The organism is Tabrizicola sp. M-4, assembly GCF_051132405.1.
In the GTDB taxonomy this organism is placed as follows: Bacteria; Pseudomonadota; Alphaproteobacteria; order Rhodobacterales; family Rhodobacteraceae; genus Paragemmobacter.
The window spans coordinates 1,359,904-1,381,230 of sequence record NZ_CP128606.1 but is presented as its reverse complement, the minus strand read 5'-3'; the positions used below and the strand labels follow the sequence as shown (position 1 = coordinate 1,381,230).

Genomic DNA, 21,327 nt, shown 5'->3' with positions numbered 1-21,327 from the left:
GCTGTTGAGAATGACGTCACGAATGAATATGATTCGGAGTTGAGGATCAGGAGTACACATGACCGAGACCGAAGGCCGCGTTGCCCGCCGCCAGAGACGCAACCGCGACGCCCTGATCGCGGCGGCGCGGGACGTGATGACCGAGAAGGGTGTCGATGCCGCAACCATGCTGGAAATTGCGGAACGGGCGGATGTCGGTGCGGGAACCGTCTACAATTATTTCCGATCGAAGGACGACCTCGCCATCGCGGTGCTCGAGACCCTGATGCATGAACTGGCCCTGCGCATCGAGGTGGTCACGAACACCTTCGACGATCCGGCACAGGTCTATGCCTATGGAATCCGCAGCGTTCTGGATACCGCAACAAGCGACGTCAGGTGGGCACAGATGCTCCACCGATCCGAAGTCATCGCGGATGCGATGTTCCGCCGGATGGGACCCTTTGCCATCCGCGACTTGCGGCTTGCATCGCAGGCCGGGCGGTTCGAGGTCTCGAACGCGGAACTGGTCTGGCGGCTGACAACCCACGCGCTGATCGGAGCGAGCCTAGCGATCACGACGGGGCAGCTTCCCTCCAGCGCGACGGACCAGATCATTGTGCGCCTGCTCTGCATGACCGGGATCGGAGCAAATGCGGCCGTCGAACTGGCCGCACGCCCAAGGCCTGCTCTGGCCCCCGAGCCGCGACCGACCAGCAAGACGAGCGGGCACCGATAGGCCTTTTGGCCCGTCCGTCCAACAGCGCACCATGCCCACTTGATCGGCACCCAAAGCCCTTTGACTACCTGCTTGACAGGGATGGGCGCTCGCAGCACCCTATCCAAAGCGCTTCGGATGAAGTCTGGAGGATATCCGCAGCACTCCGCAACAATTTGCACTCGGCATTCCTTTGCCGCACGGAAGGGCACATCGGACGGGCCTGAACCGTCAGGCGAACAGCCGCAGCAGCCCTATCCGAACAGGAGAATTCATGTCGATCAAAGTCACAGTCTGGGGCGAGAACGTCCACGAACGAAAGAACCGCGTCGTCGCTCAGGTCTATCCGGAAACGATGCATGGAACCATCGCCAGTGCACTCAACCGGGAAGATGGGATCGAGGCCGCGACCGTGACTCTACAGGATGCAGAACATGGGATGACGGCAGCGCGGCTTGCGCAGACTGACGTCCTGATCTGGTGGGGCCATGCCGCCCACGGCGACGTACAGGACGAGATCGTCGAACGGGTCTGCGATGCGGTGTGGAGCGGCATGGGAATCATCTTTCTCCACTCGGCGCATTTTTCGAAACCGTTCAAACGCCTGATGGGCAGCCCCTGCAACCTGACATGGCGCGAGGCTGGAGAGCGCGAACGCCTCTGGGTTACTTCGCGCAACCATCCCATCGCAGCAGGATTGCCCGATCATTTCGAACTGGAACACGAAGAGATGTACGGAGAGCCCTTCGGGGTCCCGGAACCCTTGGAAACCGTCTTCATCTCATGGTTCGCGGGTGGAGAGGTCTTCCGTTCCGGACTGACTTACAAGCGCGGCGCCGGGAGCGTGTTCTATTTCCGCCCCGGCCACGAGACGTATCCCACCTATCACGATGCTAATGTCCAGCGCGTTATCGCGAATGCCGTGCGCTGGGCCCACAATCCCGCCGCCCGCATCGCGCAGCCGCATGATGCGCCGAACGTGCCGGTTCAATCGGCGCTGGAACCCATCACAGAACGCGGGCCACGCCTGCATCAGGACGGCGAGGCGGGATATCGCTGAGATGACGAAACCGATCCGCCTTCTCATCCTTGGCACAGGCGGCATGGCCCGCAATCACGCCGAAGCCTTTTCCGCCATTCCCGGCGTGGAACTTGTCGCCGGCATCGACACGCGCCCCGAAAACCTCGCCGCCTTCCTCACCGCCCACGCCATTCCCAAGGGCTTTGCCTCGGTCACCGAGGCCATCGATTGGGGCGAGTTCGATGCGGTGACGAATGTCACGCCGGATGCGGCCCATTTCGCGACCACCCTGCCCTTCCTGCAGGCAGGCAAGCACGTCCTCTGCGAAAAGCCCCTTGCCACCAGCGAAGCGGATGCACGCAAGATGGAGCAGGCAGCCAGGCAGGCTGGCGTTGTGAACATGGTGAACCTGTCCTACCGGAACGTTCCGGCCCTGCAGCGCGCCGCAAAGATGGTGCGCGAGGGTGCCATCGGCGCGGTCCGACATTTCGAGGCGAGCTACCTGCAAAGCTGGCTGACGCAGGATGCCTGGGGGGCGTGGGACAAGGAAAGCCAGTGGCTCTGGCGCCTTTCGACGGCACATGGTTCGAAGGGGGTTCTCGGGGATGTGGGCATCCATATCCTGGACTACGCAACCTTCATAGCGGGGCAGGATGTAGCCGAGGTCTCTTGCAGGCTGGCCACCTTCGACAAGGCTCCCGGTGGCCGGATCGGCGATTATGTGCTGGACGCCAACGACAGCGCGACGATGCAGGTCGTGCTGCGGAACGGGGCGCTTGGCACCGTGGCGGCGACCCGGTTTGCCAGCGGGCACCTGAACGACCTGCGACTGCGCATCTATGGCGACAAAGGCGGGCTTGAGGTCAGGTTCGAGAATGCCGAGAGCCGTCTGCTGGCCTGTCTGGAACCCGACCTTCGAACGGCGACATGGCGCGATATCGAAACCCCTGCTGCGCCCACGATCTACCAACGCTTCGTGGCCGCAATCAGGGGCGAAGGCGAACCCGAACCGACATTCGCAAGAGGAGCGGATCTGCAGCGGCTTCTGGACCTCGCCGAAGTCTCGGCAGGTAGGGGTGGATTGAGCCTGCCGGTGTGAAAACCGGAAATGTCAGCCAAGGAAGTAAGGTTATGGCGGACAGTGAGGCCGCCTGCGCTTGTTCCAGCGCCGTTCGGCGGCTTCCACGTAACCCAATAAAATAGAGTGATTTATTCGGACCCGACGTCTAGAAACGTCCCGATTGTTCCCCTATGTTCTACCTAACTGCGGGGGAATTTTTGGGGGAAGCGAGAATGGCGGAACGTCGGGCGGAAAAGGTGCTTACGGCGGCTTTCTTGGCGAACGACCTTGCCCCCGGCAAGTATCACGACGGCGGGAACATCGGCTTGTTCCTGCGGGTGGAAGCGAACGGGAAGCGGTTTTGGGTGCAACGGCTCACCATCAAGGGCAAGCGAACCGAAATCGGGCTGGGTAGCTTCCCGCTGGTGAAGCTGGCCGACGCTCGGGCGCGCGCTGTTGAAAACAAGCGGATAACAGCGCTCGGGGGCGACCCTCTGGAAGCGAAACGGAAATCAAAGGACGCGCTCACCTTCTCGAAGGCTATGGACCTTTACCTAGCCAAGAAGGAAGCCGAGTTTCGGAACGAAAAGCACAAGGCTCAATGGCGCTCTACGCTTCAAACCTATGCCGTCCCGGTGCTGGGCAAGATGGCCGTCGCGGCAATCGAAACCAAGCATATCCTTAAGGTGCTGGAACCGATTTGGACCGATAAAACGGTGACGGCTACCCGGCTGCGGCAGCGTATCGAGTCCGTCTTGGGCTGGGCGACCGTTGCGGGGCATCGCACGGGCGACAATCCGGCGCGCTGGGGCGGGAACCTTGCGGAATTGCTGCCGAAGCCCGGCAAGGTAGCAGATAAGGGGAACCATCCCGCCTTGGCGCTGGCCGACGTAGCGCGCTGGTGGAAAGCGCTTGCCCAGCGCGAGGGCATGGCAGCTAGGGCGCTGCAATTCGCGGCAATGACGGCGGCGCGCTCGGGGGAAGTGCGGGGCATGGTTTGGGATGAAGTGGACCTAGCCGCGAAGCTTTGGGTAATTCCTGCCGAACGGATGAAGTCGGGCAAGGAACATCGGGTGCCGCTCACCAAGGAAGCCGTCGCCCTTCTCGAAGCCCTGCCCCGCATGGATGGCAGCCCCTACGTTTTCTTTGCCCCGAAGGGCGGGCAGCTTTCGGACATGACCATTAGCGCCGTTATGCGCCGGATGCAGGAAAGCGAGGAAGCGGCGGGCAACCCCGGCTATCTGGACCCGAGAAACAAACGCCCCGCCGTGCCGCACGGGCTGCGTTCTACCTTCCGAGATTGGGCAGCCGAAAAGGGCTTTGAACGCGACATGGCCGAAATGGCGCTGGCCCATAACGTCGGCTCTGCGGTGGAGCGAGCATATCGCCGTTCGGACATGTTGGAACGGCGGCGCGCGATGATGGAGGCGTGGCGAACCTTCCTAACGGACGGCGCCGCTCCACAGTCTATCGTCACCTTCATTCGCTAGATGATGAAGTGTTCCGATGCTGCGCCACAACAACTTGACAGCGCCCAGTTGTTCCGCGATGCTTGATTCTGGGAAAAGAGGCATGCGGAGCGGGAATAATCCGAACGTGATGCCTTACGCGTAAGGCACAACCGAACGCGTAATTAGCGGAGGGCACAGCAACTCGGGCTGGCCGCTTCGTTTCGGCTGTCAGCCCTTCAAATTAGGGTTTGACCATGCCTGAAACCATACTTCGCCGCCCGGCTGTCCAGAACGTAACCGGGCTTTCGCGTTCCACCATCTACGCAATGATGGCTGCGGGCAGCTTCCCGAAGCCTATCCCGCTGGGGCTGCGGGCCGTCGGCTGGGCCGAAAGCGAAATCAACGCTTGGCTTGAAGCCCGCAAAGCCAAACGGGCCGCGTAGCATGGCCGGGGCTGGTGAAGCCCCGAACCGTCCTGACATGGAAGGGAAGACGGTCCGGGGCCGGAACGTGCGCTTGCGTGATGCAGCGCGCGGCCGGAAGGTAACACAACCGAAGCGCGGCAGCCATGCCGCCTTCACAGTCCAGCCTTACGACGGGCAGGCCTTCACGTTGCGCCTGTCGGGGCGGCTGCGCTGGGCATTGACCCGGCTTGCGGCTGCGGGGGCTTCCGGCTGCACGCCCCTATTACAGCCCGCGCCTAGGTGGAGCGGCTATATCCACGAACTGCGAAAGCTTGGCGTTGAAATCGAAACCCTTACCGAAAGGCACGGGGGCGATTTTCCGGGGCATCATGGGCGGTATGTTTTGCGCTGCCAAGTGCGGGAAGGCGGTGACGCATGAACCGCTATCAGGTGCTTTGGCTTGTGCATCGCTTCGGGCTTACCCCCGAACAAGCCGCAGCGGTTGCCCTTCTCGCCTTCGGGGGGCCGCAATGATGGATGCACGCGCAATCGTCTTGGCGCTGGGCGGGAAATGGTATGGCCGTTACGGGCTTTGCCGCTGCCCCGCGCATGGCGATCGAAAACCCAGCTTGTCGGTATCCGACGGGGCCGACGGGCGACTTCTCGCCAAGTGCTTTGTTGGGTGCAGCTTCCCCGACATTGCGGCATCCCTGCGGGGCTTGGGGCTTATCGAAGGGGGCGGCGCATTTGTCGCCCCCGACCCGGCAGCAATCGCCCAGCGCGAAGCCTTGGAACGGGCCGAAGCGGCAAAACGGGCATCCCAAGCCGAACGGCTCTGGCAGGAAACCCAACCCATAGCGGGCAGCCCTGCCGAGGCCTATCTGCGTGGCCGCGCCATTGTCGGCCCCCTGCCCGCGTCCCTTCGCTTCCATTCGGCTTGCTGGCATCAAACCGCCCAGCGCGTCCCGGCAATGGTGGCGCGGCTGGAAGGGGCCGACGGCTTCGCGGTGCATCGGACTTACCTAAAGCCCGACGGCTCGGGAAAGGCCGAGGTTGCCCCGCCTAAGGCAATGCTGGGGGCCGTCGCTGGGGGCGCTGTAAGGCTCACAGAAGGGCATGGCGCGCTTGCAGTGGCTGAGGGAATAGAAACCGCCCTAAGCCTTTCCTGCGGGCTTCTTTCGGCCCCTTCGGCGATATGGGCGGCGCTGTCGGCTTCGGGCATGGCCGGGCTTCGGCTTCCCCCCAACCCTTCCCGGCTCACCATTGCATCGGACGGTGACAAGGCGGGCCGCGAAGCGGCGAACGCCCTAGCAGCACGGGCCGACGCGCTGGGCTGGGCTGTATCCATCCTTCCCGCCCCCGAGGGGGCAGACTGGAACGACGTCCTAACCGGAAAGGCGGTGCTGGCATGAACGCGCAACCGCAAGAAATCAGTTACCGGGCCGAAGGGCCGCAACCGCTACTGCGGGAAATCCCCAAAGGGCAGCCCTACCCTTTGCAAGCCTTGGGGCCGCTGCGGGAAGCCGTTGAAGCGGTGCAGGGGGCAACCCTTGCCCCTGTCGCTATCCCCGCTCAATCGGCGCTGGCCGTTGCGGCTCTGGCCGTTCAAGGCTTTGCCGACGTTGAAACCTTGGGCGGCTTCCGGCCCCTGTCGATCTACGCGCTTACCATCGCGCTATCCGGCGAACGGAAATCGAGTTGCGACGCCAAGCTTCTTGCCCCCCTCTGGGATTATGAGAGGGAACAAGAGAAAGCACGGCAGGACGCGCTAGAAGGGTGGCGGAACAATCACGCCATTTGGAAGGGCGAACGGGAACGGATTTTGGGCGACGCCAAGAAGCCCGAAAAGAAAGCCGGGGCGCGGGTGGATTTGGAAAAGCTGGGGCCGGAACCGTCGGCCCCGCCGTCAACGGATAGAACCGTGCGGAACCCGACCTATGAGGGGCTTACCCGGCAATTCCGCGAAGGCTGCCCGTCGCTGGGCATCTTCTCGGATGAGGGGGGGCAATTCCTGGGCGGCTACGCCATGAAATCCGAAAACCGCCAAGCGACCTTGGCAGCGCTGAACGACGCATGGCAGGGGCAACCCATCAAGCGAACGCTTAGCGGTGAAGGGGCTTACACGCTCTACGGGCGGCGGCTGTCGGTTCACCTAATGGTGCAGCCCGGCGTTGCCCGAACATTCATGGCCGACCCAATGGCAGCCGATACGGGCTTTCTTCCCCGCTTCCTGATTACCGAACCGCCCAGCGCGATAGGCTACCGGCTCACCTCACAGGCACGGGAAAACCCGGCAGCGCTCGAAGCCTTCGGGGCGCGGCTGCGGGCAATCCTAGAAACCCCTTTGCCCGCGAACCCGGATACCGGGGCGCTGGAATCCCGCCCCCTTTGGCTATCCCCCGAAGCAAAGGCGCTATTGGTGCAGTTTTCTGACGCCATAGAAGCCGAACAAGGGCCGGGGCGAACCCTTCGCCGGGTGACGGGCTACGCTTCCAAGATTGCCGAACAAGCGGCGCGGATTGCGGGGGTGCTCACCCTCTGGGCCGATCTGCATGCCCAGCGCATAGACGCCCAGACAATGACCGATGCAATCGAGTTGGCGCAATTCTACCTGACCGAAGCCCTGCGGCTTTCGGATGCGGCAACCGTATCGGTGGAAATTGAAAGGGCCGACGCGCTGCGGGTTTGGCTTCTTGAAGGCTGGGGGCATCCCGACGTGACGGTAAGGGACATTGTGCAGAACGGGCCGAACGCGCTGCGGGAATCCCCGAAGGCACGGGCTGCCCTTGCGCTTCTCGAAGGGCATGGCTGGGTGGTGAAGCTGGAAGCGGGAACCATTGTTCGCGGCGCTGCCCGCAAGGAAGTATGGCGCATTGTGAGGCCGGGCAATGTGGTTTGACGCGCGCAAGGCTCTGGCCGAACTAGTGGGGGGCGGCATGCCCCCCACGACCCTTACCCCTGCTACAATCGCTACACTTGCTACAAACCCCCGCCCAGCGCTGCCCCGTGTAGCAGTTGTAGCAAGTGTAGCAGCCCCCCAACCCCAAAAGCCAAGGGCCGACCGTGAAGCCGACGCGGGGCAGCTTGCCGACCTTCTGTCACGCTCTGGGCCGCTCACCTATGGCGCTGCGGCTGTGGCACTTGGCTGGGGTGCTACGCGGGCTTGGCAAGCCGAAGCCCATTTGCGGGCGGATGGGAAAGTGACGTTCGACGCGCTAGGCCGTGCGGTCTTATCGGGCAAACCCTGATTTTCTTACACCGGAAAAAGGAATTTTCCCGCGCCGAAAAAGGATGGCGAATTTCTCTAAGGGGCAAAGAGACCAATACGCGCGCGGGATTTTGGCAGGATTACGCGCACGCGCGCAAGGCGGCCCAATAACCCTGAGAAAATGCCATATCAGGAAGCACCCTATCCCTGCTGTCTGGGTGAGGCGTCCTACGCTTTTCTGCCTAGCCTAGCAAGGAAACGCTTCCTTTAAGGATAGCCACGCGACGTAGTGCCAATCCTTGTGAAGGAGCTGAGGATTAGAACCCGCATACTGGTAGAACACCTCGACAAGCTGCTTCCGGGTGACGGCTGGTGGTACGCAGAGCCTCAAGAGTCCGGTCGTTTCCCCTTCCATCGTCATAGTCACAAAGCCCTGAATCGCGGAAAACGCGCCCCAGCATGTTCCCGCTTCGAAAGTTGTAGGCACTAGGATTTGACCATCCAGCCCGGCTGGACCATCGACTATTCCTATGCAGCTATCACGCATTTCGAGCGCGCTTTCGGCACGCACAGGCGCGCCGAAGGCTAGTATCATCAGTGAAAAGCCTAACGCTTTAATCATGCAATTTGCTCCAGATGTCCAATCTGAACAGGCATCAATCTGGCAAGTCTTACAGTCGATTTCTAGGCCGCTTTTGTCTGCCGCGAAGCCGACCAAGTTCCTTACTGTCGCGGCATGCCAAATGCCGACAAGAGCCGTCTTGCCGCACTTTGGAAAGCTTCGGGCGGGCATCTTCCGGCCCCGCGTTCCGACAAAATCCGGGGGCATCCGGCGGGCTGCGGGGGATTTTTTGGGGGAAGTAAAATCCGGTTTCCCTTTATTTTCATATACTTAGGATAGGGAAATGGCGGACAGTGAGGGATTCGAACCCTCGAGACGGTTCCCCGCCTACACACTTTCCAGGCGTGCGCCTTCGACCACTCGGCCAACTGTCCGTGGCGGTCTGCTTAAGGCCTTCCGAAAACGGGCGCAAGGGGTTGCGGCTGTGTGAAAGTGGCGGAGGTAAGGGCCGTGACATCCGGGAAAACGCACTGATCAGCCGATCAGGGTGATCGTCACGCGGCGGTTCTGGCGGCCCTTCTTCTCGATCTTGCCGATCTCCACCCGCCCGATCTCTCCGGTGCGAGCAACATGGGTGCCCCCGCAGGGCTGCAGATCTACCTGAGACATGCCTTCGCCGACGCGGATCAACCTCACGCGCCCCTGCCCCGACGGCGGGCGCACCGACATGGTCTTCACCAGCGCAGGATTGGCCTCAAGTTCCTCATCGGTGATCCAATCCTCCGAGACCTTCAAGTCCAGTCCTATCAGGGCGTTCAGACGATCCTCCAGCATGGCGACGTCGGCGGGCGGATCGGGCATGTCGAAATCGAGACGACCCCTCTCGGCCCCGATCTGCCCCCCGGTGACAGGAAGCGGGATGACGACGGAAAGAAGGTGCAGCGCCGTGTGCACACGCATGTGGCGATACCGTCGGTCCCAATCGATGCGCTGGATCACCCGGCTGCCGACCGGCGGCATGGCGACAGGCTCGGCCGGCACGAGGGCGACCTGCCCCCCCTCGGCCTTGACAGCCGTCGCGATGGACAGGCGTCCCCCGTCCCAGAGCAAGAGGCCGGAATCACCGGGTTGCCCACCCCCGGTGGCGTAGAAGATCGTCCGGTCACAGAGGATGCCGCCCTCGGCGGTGTGGCCGGTCACCACGGCCTCGACCTCGCGCAGATAGGCGTCGTCGCGGAACAGCAGCGTCGTCATGTATCCTCCTGCCTTTCGGTCGGATCACGGGCCTCCGCCGATGCGTCCTTGGCCCCTTTGCGGTAGCTGCGCGGTTTCTTGTGGGAAGGTTGCGTCTGGCCCATAATGGCAGGGGCCACATCCGCCGTGACCTCGGCGGCAAGCGCGGCAGCCATTTCTGCAACAGCCTCGGCCTTCTTCGCGCCAGGCATCTCGATTGCTTCCTGGGCAAAGCGTTCGACGATGCGGTGGTTGATTTCGCTACGCACCTGCAACGAGAAGTTCAGGTCGCGCAGGATGATCCGCATCTCGAAATTCATCCATTCCGCGCCAAAGCCCATGAAGGCAACCACCGGCGGCGGGTTCAGCACGGCGAGTGGCTGGGCATCGGCGATCTCGCGCAGGATGCGTTCCACCTTGCGCGTATCGGTGCCCAGAACGACAGTGACCGGCACGATCAACCGCCCGGTCAGGTTGAACCTCGTCCAGTTCGTGACCCGCTGAGTCACCAGATCGGCATTCGGTACGATGACGTCGGAGCGGTCGAAGGTCTGGATCCGGGTGGACCGGACGGAGATGGACCGCACAGTCCCCTGCACGTTGCCGACCTCGATCCAATCCCCCTCGCTGACTGGGCGTTCGATCAACAGGATGATGCCCGAGACGAAGTTCGAAACGATGTTCTGCAGACCGAAGCCGATGCCGACCGAGAGCGCACCGGCAACGATGGCAAGCCCCGAAAGGTCGATCCCGGCGGAGTTGATGGCGATCAGCGCCGCAAGGAAAATGCCGAGATATCCAATCCCCGAGACGACGGCATTCTGCCCGCCCTGATCAAGGTTGGTGCGTGGCAGCACCGATGTCTTCAACGCACCCTGCAAAAGACGCGTGAACATGTAGCCGACGCCGAAGATGATGGCAAAGAGCAGGAAATCAGTCGGGGAAACCCGGGTCGCCCCGATCTGGAAGCCCTGCAGGAAACGCTGCCAGAGTTCCGTAATATCCGCCCAGCGCGCGCCCCAGATCACGGCAAAGAGCGGCAAGGAGGCGAGGGCCATGGCAAAACCGATCAGGACCGGGATCAGCCCCTCCTGATCTGCGGCATCGGAGCGCATCACGAGGCCGTAGAGATCTGCAACGAAGCGTTGCAGGACGAAAAGCACGGCCACGAGCCCCAGCGAAATGACCGACGGATAGACAAGAGCGGTGGCCGCCGCGAGATAGCCGATTGCCCCGAGCAAGACACCTGCAACGCTTGTCAGCATCACCCCGCGCGCCAGAAGGCCAAGCACACGCAGACCGAAGGACAGCGCCTCGTCGCCCTGCTGCACGCTGCGCACATGACGGCGCAGCAGTTGCCCCATCCGGAAGGTCAGGACGGCCGTCGTCGCCAGAACGGGAAAGGCCAGAACGGCGTTGGCGGTGTCGCTGCCGCCCACCTCCACCACGAGGACTTGCCGAACCGCCTCGACCCCGAGGGCGAGGCCAAGGCTTCCGGCAAGGAAACGCCCCTCGGCCCGACGTTCATCGACGAGGAGGGTAGACACCTCATCCCCGTCCTCCACGGGAAAGATCGCCTGTCCCAGCCAGTTCGCCGCAACCAGCGTGAAGACAACTCCCGCAAGGGCATTGGCCAGCGCGGCCCCGACGAGCCCAGTCAAGCCGGTGGCAAGGATGGCCTCGGCAAGGGCGACTGCCCCGAGGGTGGGCAGAACGACCTGCGCGGTGGATGTCAGCAGTGCCACGACGCGACGTCCCCGTTGCGTCTTTGGTCGGGGCAGACGTGCGGCGATGGCCTGCGCCATGCGCCGCGTCTTCGTGACGAGAGCAAGGCCCAGAAGCCCCAGAAGAACAATCAGCGGCAAGTTGTCGAACAGGGCCTGCTGGCCATCGCCCCGCGTCCAGCGCGTCGTGGTTTCAGTCCAGAGGCGCACCGTCACATCACCAAGGGCCACGACCGCCTCGGGCCAGTTCGCCGGGTTCAAGGGCGACGGCCAGAGTTGCAGCAGGCGGTTCGCCTCACGCTCGCGCAGGGCGCGGTCCACTTCGCCGATCAGGCCGTCGGCACGGCGGAAAGCCTCTTCGGCGGCAAGGACTGGTGCCTGCAACCTGACCAGTTGATCGGCCAGCTCCTGCCTGCGCTGCGTGATCTCGGCTGCCTCTGTCTCTCCCTCTGGCGGGGCAGGGCCGAGGGCGGCGATCTGGTCGCGCAGGGTGGCAATGCGGGTTGAGTTGGTGTTCTGCGCAGCAAGGAAATCTGCCCGTTGCGCAACGAGTTGGCTGCGCAGCAGATCGAGGCCACGGGTTTCGGTATCGGGATTGGCCAGCAGATTCTCGGCCCGCTCGGCCAGCCTTTCCCACGCCGCGTAATCCGGGCCTGTGGACCGGCCGGAGCCCTTGGAGACAACGACCGTCGTGCCGGAGGCCGGTGCGGCTGCGGGTGGCGTGCCCGCCCCCTGCCCTGCCGGCACCTGCGCCGGAGCGTCTTGCGCAGCGCCATGATGGACGGATCCGGCAAGGGCCGACAGCGCAACAAGGGCGGCGATGACCGCCCGGCGCAGGACTGCGCCTGCTGCGCCAGTCATGCGTCTTCGAAGACGGTGGGGATGGCCCGCGGCGCGCGGTCAAGCCATTCGGGCACAGGCAAGCCCTTTTCCTTCAGGAAGGCGGGATTGTAGAGCTTGGACTGATAGCGGTTTCCGTAGTCGCACAGGATCGTGACGATCGTGTGCCCCGGCCCCATGTCGCGCGCCATGCGGATCGCGCCCGCGATGTTTATGCCGGAGGACCCGCCAAGGCAGATGCCTTCCTCTTGCAGCATGTCGAAGACAAGCGGCAGAGCCTCGGCATCGGGGATGCGATAGCTGTAATCGGGGCGGAAACCCTCCAGATTGGCCGTGATGCGGCCCTGACCGATGCCCTCGGTGATCGAGGTGCCGGGGGCGTCCAGCTTGCCCTCGGTATAGAAGGAATGCAGCGCCGCGCCTTCGGGATCGGCAAGGCCGATCTTCACGCCCTTGGGTTGCAGCGCCATGCCAACGCCCGCCAGCGTGCCGCCCGACCCCACCGCGCAGATGAAGCCGTCGACCTTGCCCCCAGTCTGTTCCCAGATCTCCGGCCCGGTGGTCTCGATATGGGCCTGACGGTTCGCCACATTGTCGAACTGGTTGGCCCAGACCGCGCCATTCGGTTCGGTGCGTGCCAGCGCCTCGGCCAGACGGCCGGAATAGCGGACGTAGTTGTTGGGGTTGCGATAGGGAGCGGCCGGAACCTGCACCAGTTCCGCGCCCGCCAGACGAAGCATGTCCTTCTTTTCCTGGCTTTGGGTTTCCGGGATGACGATCACGGTGCGATAGCCCATCGACGCGCCGACCAGCGCCAGACCGATACCCGTGTTGCCCGCAGTCCCCTCAACGATTGTGCCGCCCGGCTTCAAGGCGCCGCGCGCCACCGCGTCGCGGATGATGTATAGGGCGGCGCGATCCTTCACCGACTGGCCCGGATTGAGGAACTCGCATTTTCCGAGGATCGTGCAACCCGTCATCTCGCTGGCCCGCTGCAGCTTGATCAGGGGCGTGTTGCCGATGGTGTCGGCCAGATCGCTGTGAATCCGCATGGTGCGTTCCTTTTTTGGTCTGCCCAAGGTGTAGGCGCGGGCGGCGGAAATCTCAAGCCGTGCAGGAGATGCAGGCGGTTTCACCCCTCGGCCAACGGACAAACAGTTTCAAATATTTCCAGACGAAGCATCATTTCCGCTGCCCCTATGCTTCTTGGCCATCACGGCACCGAGTCGAAGACGCGTGTCGCGGGCCTGCCCACCCGGCGGAAAGACCGGGCCACCTAACCGGACCGCATGCCCGAGGGGGGCCGCGGAGACGGCGCGAAGATAATCCCCCTCAGGGAAAGGAAACGACGCATGTCACAAGTTCACCCGGTGGACGAAGTTCTGCCGACCCCGAAACTCTTCACCCTTGGCCTTCAGCACGTCCTTGTGATGTATGCGGGCGCGGTGGCGGTGCCCCTGATCGTCGGGCGCGCGCTGAAACTGGAACCGGCCGATGTGGCCTTCCTGATTTCGGCGGACCTCTTCGTCTGCGGGATTGTCACGCTTATTCAATCGCTTGGGGCCACGCAATGGTTCGGCATCCGGCTGCCCGTGATGATGGGCGTGACCTTTGCCGCCGTCGGGCCGATGGTGGCGATGGCCAATCCAATGGCGGGTCGGAGGGCGCGCGGGCCATCTTCGGCGCGATCATGGCGGCGGGGGTGATCTCGATCCTGATCGCGCCTTTCATCAGCCGCATGCTGCGTTTCTTCCCGCCGGTGGTGACGGGGACCATCATCCTTGTCATCGGCGTCAGCCTGATGCGGATCGGGATCAACTGGATCTTCGGCAACCCCGTCGGCCCGACCGCGCCGCAGTTCGTTGACCCGGCCCATGCGGATTGGCTGAAATCGGTGACAGAGGGGCTTGCTGCGGGCAGCGTCACGGGTGTCGCGCCGCCGCCGGACGGGATCGCCCTTGCCGCGAAGATGAACAATCCGGCCTATGCGCCGCTTGGCAACATCGCGGTTTCCGCCGTGGTCCTGCTGTCGATCCTGCTGATCGCGCGGTTCGGCAAGGGGTTCGTGGCCAATATCTCGGTCCTTCTGGGCATCATCATCGGCGCTGTGATCGCGGTTGCCACCGGAGCCATGACCTTCGCCAAGGTGGGAGAGGCGGCTTGGTTCGGGCTGATCACGCCGTTCCATTTCGGGGCGCCGATCTTCGATCCGGTGATGATCCTGACGATGACGCTGGTGATGATCGTGGTGATGATCGAATCCACGGGCATGTTCCTTGCGCTGGGGGACATGACGGGGAAGAAGGTGGATCGCCCGATGCTTTCGGCGGGACTGCGGACCGATGGTCTGGGCACCCTGATCGGCGGGATCTTCAACACCTTCCCATACACGTCCTTCTCGCAGAACGTGGGGCTTGTCGGGGTGACCGGCGTGCGGTCGCGGTTCGTCTGCGTGGCGGGCGGTATCATCCTAATCGTCCTTGGCCTTGTGCCAAAGATGGGAGCGCTGGTCGAAAGCGTGCCGACGATGGTGCTGGGCGGCGCGGGGTTGGTGATGTTCGGGATGGTCGCGGCGACGGGTATCCGCATCCTTGCGGGCGTCGATTTCGCGAGGAACCGCAACAACCTGTTCGTCGTGGCGGTAAGCCTTGGCTTTGGGATGATCCCGCTGATTGCGCCGAACTTCAAGATGTGGATGCCGCATGAGATCCACCCGTTGATCGAAAGCGGAATCCTGCTGGCCTCGGTCGCGGCGGTTCTGCTGAATGCCTTCTTCAACGGGGCAACCGTGAACGAGGATGAGATCAAGGCAGCGGCAGCGGCGGCCGACCACTGAGGCGCAAACAAAAGGAAAAGGGCGGCGGTTCTGCACCGCCGCCCTTTTGATTCAAGGGGTTGGCTTATTCGGCCTTGGCGACCAGAAGGCCGTCGGCCTTCAGCCCGGCATAGCTTTCATCCAGCGATTTCTTCGCCCGTTCGATCAGCGTGTCGATCTCGGACGGCGTGATGACCAGCGGCGGGGCGATGATCATACGGTCGCCGACATGGCGCATGATCAGGTTGTTGGCGAAGCAGCGTTCGCGCGTGCGCAGGCCCACCGTCCCGGCCTCGGAGGCGAACTTGGCGCGCTTGGCCTTGTCGGGCGTCAGCGCGATGGAGCCCATGAGGCCCACCAGCTTTGCCTCGCCCACCAGCGGGTGGTCGGTCAGCGCGTCCCAACGTTCCTTGAGGTAGGGATGGGCCACGTCGCGCACATGTTCGACGATGCCTTCTTCCTGAATGATGCGCAGGTTTTCCAGCGCGACGGCCGCCGCGACCGGGTGGCCGGAATAGGTGTAGCCGTGGAAGAATTCGCCGCCTTCGGCCACGACCGCCGCGACCTCGTCACAGACGATGGAGCCGCCGATGGGCTGGTAGCCGGAGGAGAGGCCCTTGGCGATGGTCATGATATGCGGCTTGATCCCGAAGGTCTGCGAGCCGAACCAGTTGCCCGTGCGGCCGAAGCCGGTGATGACCTCGTCGGCGATCAGGAGGATGCCGTATTTGTCGCAAATCCTTTGGATTTCAGGCCAGTAGGTGGCGGGCGGGACGATCACGCCGCCTGCGCCCTGGATCGGTTCGCCGATGAAGGCCGCGACGTTCTCGACGCCGAGTTCGAGGATCTTGTCCTCAAGTTGCTTGGCGCGGGCGATGCCGAAATCGGCTTCGGTCATGTCGCCGCCCTCGCCCCACCAATAGGGCTGATCGATATGTTCGATGCCGTCGATCTTGCCACCGTGGGCATGGATGGGCGACATGCCGCCAAGGCTGCCGCCACCCATGGTGGAGCCGTGATAGCCGTTCTTGCGGGCGATGATGATGCGCTTTTCGGGCATCCCCTTGACCTGCCAATAGCGGCGGACGAGGCGGATGTTGGTGTCGTTCGCCTCGGACCCCGACCCTGCGAAGAAGACGTGGTTCAGGTCACCGGGGGCGAGTTCGGCGAGTTTGGCGGCAAGGGCGATGGCGGGGACATGGGTGGTCTGGAAGAAGGTGTTGTAATAGGCCAATTCTTCCATCTGCCGCGCCGCGACCTCGGCCAGTTCCTTGCGGCCATAGCCGATGTTGACGCACCAGAGGCCCGCCATTCCGTCGATGATCTGATTGCCTTCGCTGTCGGTCAGCCAGACGCCCTTGCCGCGCGTGATCACCCGCGCGCCCTTGGCGGCCAGACCGTTCGAGTCGGTGAAGGGGTGCATGTGATGCGCCGCGTCCAGCGCCTGAAGTTCTGCCGTGGGCAGGTGGTTGGTGATCATGTTCATGGGGTGGACCTCGCGGAATCAGCGGCCCGGAGAGCGGGCTTCGACGGTGAGCATATGATCAAAACCAGATGTCTTCAAGAAATTTGATCAAATTCAGGGATTGCACGTAGTGATGGGGGAAATGGCGTGGGTTTTCGGCAGTTTGCCCGGAAATGGCTGTACCGGATTCCGTGCCGTAAACTGTACCGTAGAGTGTCAGCACGCGGCGGGCGGGCGCGCAAGGATCCGCTAAGGAAACCCCGTGCAGGGCCTGACCCGGGACCTCGGGTCTTGCGGGCGGTGCGGGGCGGCGGCGGAGGCCCCGGATCGGGTCCGGGGCGGGGTGGGAGGGTGGTTTGCGGCTGTCCGGGTTCTGTGCCGTAAACTGTACCGCAAACTGTCAGCACGCAGCGGGCGGGGGCGCAAGGATCCGGCAAGGAAACCCCGTCCCGGGCCTGACCCGGGACCTCGGGTCTTGCGGGCGGCGCGGCGCGGCGGTGGAGGCCCCGGATCGGGTCCGGGGCGGGGTGGGAGGGCGCGCGGCGGCGGGGGTCAGACGCCGCCCTCGGCTTGGGCCTGACGGATCTGGTCGATGCCCTGCTGAATGTCATTCTCTACCGCGCGGGCCAGCGCCGCGCGGTCGCCCGCGCGCATGGCGGCGAGCGCCTCTTCGTGGCGGTCGGGCAGTGCCGCAGCACCGTAGCGGGCGCAGACGACACGGAGCGAGGGGCCAAAGCGCAGCCAGAGGCCGCGCGCGATGTCGACAAGGATCGGGGCCTCGGACGCCTCATAGAGCGCGAAGTGGAAGGCGTGGTTGAATTCGAGATAGTCGGTGACGGAGCCTGCGCGGATCGCGCGGTCGACGCGGTCGTCTATCGCCTCCAGCCGGTCGATGAGGGCGGGGGTCAGATGCGCGCCCGCCAGTTCGGCGAGTTTCGGTTCCACCGTCAGGCGGACGAAGGCGAGCTGGTCAAGAAGCGCGGGGGTCAGGTTCGGGACGGCCACGCGGCGATTGCCCTGTGGAAGCAGCGCGCCTTCGGCGGTGAGGCGGCGGATCGCCTCGCGCACGGGGGTCATGCCGGCGTCGAGATCGCGGATCAGGCCTTGGATCGTGACGGGCTGGCCGGGGGTCAGGTGGCCGAAGAGGATCATGTCGCGCAGGCGGCCATAGGTGACCTCGTGCGATGGGATCTTGCGCGTCTCGTCGTCCATCGTCCTGCCCTGCGGTTTCTTGGGCGTCAGGTAAACCGCAGGAACGGATTTGATCAAGTTGTTATCGGCCGACCGTGGAGGGGATGTAGTCGAAGCGCAGGAAATCGGCGGTCCAGCCCTGCCCTGTCAGGTCCATCGCGAACATGCCGACGAAGGCCCCGGTGAAGGAGGCGTGTTCGCCCCTGCCCCCTTCGTCGGAGATCAGGCTGGCGTCGAGGTCGGGGCCGATCGGCGCGAGGGGGGCGTCGCCCGTGGCGGCGAGGAAGCGCTGGGTGAGGCCGTCCACCTGCACCTCGATCCGGACGGGGCCGTCGCCGAGGGGGTGGTGGTGGTGGATCGTCAGCGCCTCGCCCGGCCAGTCGCCGAGGCAGGAGACGAGGGTGAGGCAGCGCCCGTGGGCCGGTTCGTGCGTGACGAGGGCGGCGTGGAACTTGTGGCGGTTGTAATAGGTGATGAGGCCCGCCGCGCGCTGCCAGTTGGGCGGGTCGGCCATGACGACGGTGGCGGCGGTGTAGGCGTGGTGTTCCTGACGGCGCGCGACGAGGGATTGTTCGAAGAAGGAGCCGAGGCTTTCGCGCCCCGTCAGGCGGAGGGAATGGCCTGTCAGGGTGAAGAGGCGGTCGGGGTATGGGGTGCGGAGCCACTGGAATTCCGGCGGCAGGCTGCGGGTCTGGAAGGTGCGGTGGATGGGCTGGTCGGGGCGGCGTTTCGCGGGCAGGTCGAGGGTGGCGGGCGGGGCCATGCCGCCGCCTGCAAGGCGGGGCCAGCCGTCGGCGTGCCAGTCGATGCGGGCGAGGCCGGTTTCGCGGCCGAGGGGGCAGAAGTTGCCCGGCAACGGGCGACCGCAGAGGAAGCTGTGGAAGCCCTGCCCTTCGGGTGTTTCGACGTATTGGCCGTGGCCCACGCGTTGCAGCGGGTGATCGGGTGAGAAGCGCGTGGTGAGGAGGTGGGTGTCGGGATGCATCTCATAGGGGCCGGTTATGGCCTTTGAGCGGGCCATGGTGACGGCATGGTCGTAGCCGGTGCCGCCTTCGGCGGTGGTGAGGTAGTAGAAGCCATTCTTCTTGAAGAGATGCGGGGCCTCGGTCAGGCCGAGGGGGGAGCCGGTGAAGATGGTGGTGACCTCGCCCAGAAGGCCGTGGTCGGGGTGCCATTCCTGAAGCTCGATCCCGTCGAAGGCATCATGGGCGGGGTTGAGGCCGGTGCCGGGGCCGCGATGGTTCCAGCGCATGTTGAGGACCCATTTGCGCCCGTCATCGTCGTGGAAGAGCGAGGGGTCGAAGCCGGAGGAGGTGACGTAGATCGGGTCGGACCAGTCGCCGTCGATGGTTTCGGAATGGACGATGTAGTTGTGCGCGTCCTTGAAGGCGCCGTCGAAGCGTTTGACATCGGTGTAGACGAGCCAGAAGCGGGCGCCGTCATGTGACAGGCAGGGGGCCCAGACGCCGCATGAGTCCGGGTTGCCGCGCATGTCGAGTTGGGTGGCCCGCCGCAGGGGGCGGGCGACGAGGGTCCAGTTCACGAGATCGGTGGAATGGTGAATCTGGACGCCGGGATACCATTCGAAGGTGGAGGTGGCGATGTAATAGTCCCGCCCCACCCGGCAGATCGACGGATCGGGGTTGAAGCCGGGGAGGATGGGGTTTTCGACCATTCGGGGGCCTGCGAATTTTCTGCGAAAATTCCGGCCCCCTGCGGGGACCGGAGCGATGGAGCGGAGGAGGCTTGGTCTTCGTGGGGGCCGGGGTCAGGCCAGAAGCGCCTGCGCCTCGGCTATGCCCAGTGCGGCGGGGCGGGTGCAGGTGGTGCCCATGGTGACGAAGCTGCCTTCCGCGCCGGATTTGAGGCAGGCGGTCATCACCTCGACCCCGTGCAGGGCGCGGTCGATGGAACAGCGGGCATCGCCCCCGTCCATGATGGCGCGGGCCATGTCGGCCAGACCTGCCGTGCGGTAATTGGCGAGGGGGCCGACGGAGGGGTGTTCCTGATTGTTCTTGGACAGCGGATGGTCCCAGAGGGGGACGTCCTGCAGCTTGCCGTCGCGGCCCGCCATTTCGACCTTGCCGCCGAAGAAATTCGGGTCGGGGACGTAGATCGTGCCTTCGGTGCCGTAGAGTTCCATGTTGACGCGCTTGTGGTGCCAGACATCCCAGCTTGCCGAGAGGTTCACCGTCGCGCCGTTGTGGAATTCCAGAAGGGCGTGAATGTTGGTGGGAGTCTTGACGGGGATGACCTCTCCCTTGCGCGGTTCCGACGAGATCGTGCGGGTTTCGTGCGCGGCGGAGGTGAGGGCGGCGACGCGTTTGACCGGGCCGATGAGGTTGATGAGATTGGCGATGTAGTAGGGCCCCATGTCCAGCATGGGGCCGCCACCCGGAAGGAAGAAGAAATCGGGATTGGGATGCCAGTGTTCCATGCCGTGGCCCATGACGGCGGCGCAGCCTGCGGTGATGGTGCCGAGCTTGCCTTCGTCGATCATGGCGCGCGCCATCTGATGCGCGCCACCTAGGAAGGTGTCGGGGGCGCAGCCGACGGAGAGGCCCTTGGACCGCGCGAGATCGCGCAGGGCGAGGCCGTCTTCGAGGGTGAGGGTCAGGGGCTTTTCGGAATAGACGTGCTTGCCCGCCTGCAGGATCGACTTCGACACGCCGAAATGGGCGTCGGGGATGGTGAGGTTGATCACCACGTCGATATCCTTGTTCGCGAGCAGGTCGTCGACCGATTGCGCCTTGGTATTGAACGCCTCGGCGCGGGCCTTGGCGGCGTCCATGTTCATGTCGGCGACGGCGCGCACTTCCAGACCCTTGAAGGTCGGCGCGAGGCGCAGATAGGCCTCGGAGATGTTGCCGCAGCCGATGATGCCGATGCCAAGCTTGGCCATGGTTCAGTATCCTTTCACGGAGGCGAGCGACCGTTGCGCGAAGCGGGCGTGGTCGGACGGATTGTCATGTTCGATGATGAAATGCGCGACCCCTGCCCCGCGCAGCGCGGCCATGAGCGCGCGCCAGTCGACGGTGCCGTGGCCGACATCGGCCCAGCCATCCTCGGCGGCGTTCTCGCCGGGGGCGGCGATGTCCTTGACATGGGCCGCCGTGATGCGGCCACGTTCGGCGGCGATCCAGTGCAGGGCGTCGGCCTTACCCTTGATGACCCATGCCACGTCCATTTCCCATTCCAGCGCGGGGCCGCCCTCGAGGAGGGCGGTCATCGGGATCGTGCCGTCGGGAAGGGGGATGAATTCGAAATCGTGGTTGTGCCAGCCGAAGCCCAGACCCGCCGCGCGGATCGGCGCGCCCGCGCGTTCCAGCCTGCCGCCGAAATCGCGCCAGCCCTGCGCGGTGGTGGGGCGGAGGTCGGGATGGACCCACGGGCAGTAGAGGCGTTCGATGCCAAGGCGGCGGGCGATGGCGACGCATCCGGCGGGGTCGCCTTCAAGCTGGTCGAGGCCGAAATGCGCGGTGGGCATCTTCAGCCCCGTGGCGGCGAGGCCCTCGGCCATGGCATCCACCGCCGCCGCATCGGCATAGAGCGCGCCATAGCCTTCGACCGCCGCGTAGCCCGCCTTGGCCAGCATGTCGAGCGTGGCCTGAAGCGGGGGGAAGTTCCGCGAGGAATAGAGTTGGTAGGAAAACATC

19 protein-coding genes and 1 tRNA gene are annotated in these 21,327 nt (G+C 64.2%); 10 read left to right on the top strand and 10 right to left on the bottom strand.

Going from position 1 to position 21,327, the window contains the following annotated elements; all coding sequences use genetic code 11:
- The first annotated feature begins 58 nt into the window (after positions 1-58).
- The 8 genes from TabM4_RS06685 (at position 59) to TabM4_RS06650 (ending at position 7,532) form a co-directional block, all read left to right on the top strand.
- Positions 59-718, top strand: a complete 660-nt coding sequence (locus tag TabM4_RS06685) for a TetR/AcrR family transcriptional regulator (RefSeq protein WP_434620198.1) — start codon at positions 59-61, stop codon at positions 716-718.
- Positions 719-971: 253 nt separating this feature from the next.
- Positions 972-1,757, top strand: a complete 786-nt coding sequence (locus tag TabM4_RS06680; protein WP_434620195.1) for a ThuA domain-containing protein — start codon at positions 972-974, stop codon at positions 1,755-1,757.
- 1 nt (position 1,758) lies between these two features.
- Positions 1,759-2,817 (top strand): Gfo/Idh/MocA family protein, encoded by a 1,059-nt coding sequence (locus TabM4_RS06675; protein ID WP_434620192.1) that lies wholly within the window; start codon positions 1,759-1,761, stop codon positions 2,815-2,817.
- Positions 2,818-2,969: 152 nt separating this feature from the next.
- Entirely contained in the window at positions 2,970-4,268 is a 1,299-nt protein-coding gene (locus TabM4_RS06670) for a tyrosine-type recombinase/integrase (RefSeq protein WP_434620189.1), read from the top strand.
- A gap of 215 nt (positions 4,269-4,483) precedes the next feature.
- Entirely contained in the window at positions 4,484-4,672 is a 189-nt protein-coding gene (locus tag TabM4_RS06665; protein WP_434620186.1) for a helix-turn-helix transcriptional regulator, read from the top strand.
- A 1-nt stretch (position 4,673) separates the two neighbouring features.
- Positions 4,674-5,072: a winged helix domain-containing protein gene (locus TabM4_RS06660; protein WP_434620183.1), complete on the top strand. Its 399-nt coding sequence runs from the start codon at positions 4,674-4,676 to the stop codon at positions 5,070-5,072.
- A 91-nt stretch (positions 5,073-5,163) separates the two neighbouring features.
- Complete coding sequence (locus TabM4_RS06655) at positions 5,164-6,045, top strand: DUF7146 domain-containing protein (RefSeq protein ID WP_434620180.1); 882 nt, start codon at positions 5,164-5,166, stop codon at positions 6,043-6,045.
- Positions 6,046-6,137: 92 nt separating this feature from the next.
- Positions 6,138-7,532 carry a YfjI family protein gene (locus TabM4_RS06650; RefSeq protein ID WP_434620178.1) on the top strand — a complete coding sequence of 465 codons (1,395 nt, stop codon included), beginning with the start codon at positions 6,138-6,140 and terminating at the stop codon, positions 7,530-7,532.
- Positions 7,533-8,088: 556 nt separating this feature from the next.
- Here TabM4_RS06650 and TabM4_RS06645 read toward each other — a convergent pair.
- The 5 genes from TabM4_RS06645 to TabM4_RS06625 form a co-directional block, all read right to left on the bottom strand.
- Positions 8,089-8,268 (bottom strand): Rap1a/Tai family immunity protein, encoded by a 180-nt coding sequence (locus tag TabM4_RS06645; RefSeq protein WP_434621950.1) that lies wholly within the window; start codon positions 8,266-8,268, stop codon positions 8,089-8,091.
- A 479-nt stretch (positions 8,269-8,747) separates the two neighbouring features.
- Positions 8,748-8,837 (bottom strand) — tRNA-Ser (locus tag TabM4_RS06640).
- Between the two features lie 100 nt (positions 8,838-8,937).
- Positions 8,938-9,657 carry an alanyl-tRNA editing protein gene (locus TabM4_RS06635; protein WP_434620175.1) on the bottom strand — a complete coding sequence of 240 codons (720 nt, stop codon included), beginning with the start codon at positions 9,655-9,657 and terminating at the stop codon, positions 8,938-8,940.
- Positions 9,654-12,221 carry a DUF3772 domain-containing protein gene (locus tag TabM4_RS06630; RefSeq protein WP_434620172.1) on the bottom strand — a complete coding sequence of 856 codons (2,568 nt, stop codon included), beginning with the start codon at positions 12,219-12,221 and terminating at the stop codon, positions 9,654-9,656. The genes TabM4_RS06635 and TabM4_RS06630 overlap by 4 nt, the downstream gene beginning before the upstream one ends.
- Positions 12,218-13,252 carry a cysteine synthase A gene (locus TabM4_RS06625; RefSeq protein ID WP_434620170.1) on the bottom strand — a complete coding sequence of 345 codons (1,035 nt, stop codon included), beginning with the start codon at positions 13,250-13,252 and terminating at the stop codon, positions 12,218-12,220. Before TabM4_RS06625 ends, TabM4_RS06630 begins: the two co-directional genes overlap by 4 nt.
- A 300-nt stretch (positions 13,253-13,552) precedes the next feature.
- On the opposite strand from TabM4_RS06625, the gene TabM4_RS06620 reads away from it, so the two are divergent.
- Both TabM4_RS06620 and TabM4_RS06615 read left to right on the top strand, forming a co-directional pair.
- The gene (locus tag TabM4_RS06620; RefSeq protein WP_434620167.1) at positions 13,553-13,906 is read left to right on the top strand and encodes a solute carrier family 23 protein; all 354 of its coding nucleotides are present in this window, start codon (positions 13,553-13,555) and stop codon (positions 13,904-13,906) included.
- The gene (locus tag TabM4_RS06615; RefSeq protein WP_434621948.1) at positions 13,891-15,036 is read left to right on the top strand and encodes a nucleobase:cation symporter-2 family protein; all 1,146 of its coding nucleotides are present in this window, start codon (positions 13,891-13,893) and stop codon (positions 15,034-15,036) included. The genes TabM4_RS06620 and TabM4_RS06615 overlap by 16 nt, the downstream gene beginning before the upstream one ends.
- A gap of 64 nt (positions 15,037-15,100) precedes the next feature.
- Here TabM4_RS06615 and TabM4_RS06610 read toward each other — a convergent pair whose 3' ends face one another.
- The 5 genes from TabM4_RS06610 to TabM4_RS06590 form a co-directional block, all read right to left on the bottom strand.
- Positions 15,101-16,501, bottom strand: a complete 1,401-nt coding sequence (locus TabM4_RS06610; protein WP_434620164.1) for an aspartate aminotransferase family protein — start codon at positions 16,499-16,501, stop codon at positions 15,101-15,103.
- Positions 16,502-17,032: 531 nt separating this feature from the next.
- On the bottom strand, positions 17,033-17,692 hold the full coding sequence (locus TabM4_RS06605; protein WP_434620161.1) for a GntR family transcriptional regulator: 660 nt from the start codon (positions 17,690-17,692) through the stop codon (positions 17,033-17,035).
- A gap of 61 nt (positions 17,693-17,753) precedes the next feature.
- Positions 17,754-19,346 carry a glycoside hydrolase family 43 protein gene (locus tag TabM4_RS06600; protein WP_434620158.1) on the bottom strand — a complete coding sequence of 531 codons (1,593 nt, stop codon included), beginning with the start codon at positions 19,344-19,346 and terminating at the stop codon, positions 17,754-17,756.
- Between the two features lie 93 nt (positions 19,347-19,439).
- Positions 19,440-20,573, bottom strand: a complete 1,134-nt coding sequence (locus TabM4_RS06595; RefSeq protein ID WP_434620155.1) for a Gfo/Idh/MocA family protein — start codon at positions 20,571-20,573, stop codon at positions 19,440-19,442.
- A 3-nt stretch (positions 20,574-20,576) separates the two neighbouring features.
- Positions 20,577-21,326 (bottom strand): sugar phosphate isomerase/epimerase family protein, encoded by a 750-nt coding sequence (locus tag TabM4_RS06590; RefSeq protein WP_434620152.1) that lies wholly within the window; start codon positions 21,324-21,326, stop codon positions 20,577-20,579.
- Between the last annotated feature and the right edge of the window lies 1 nt (position 21,327).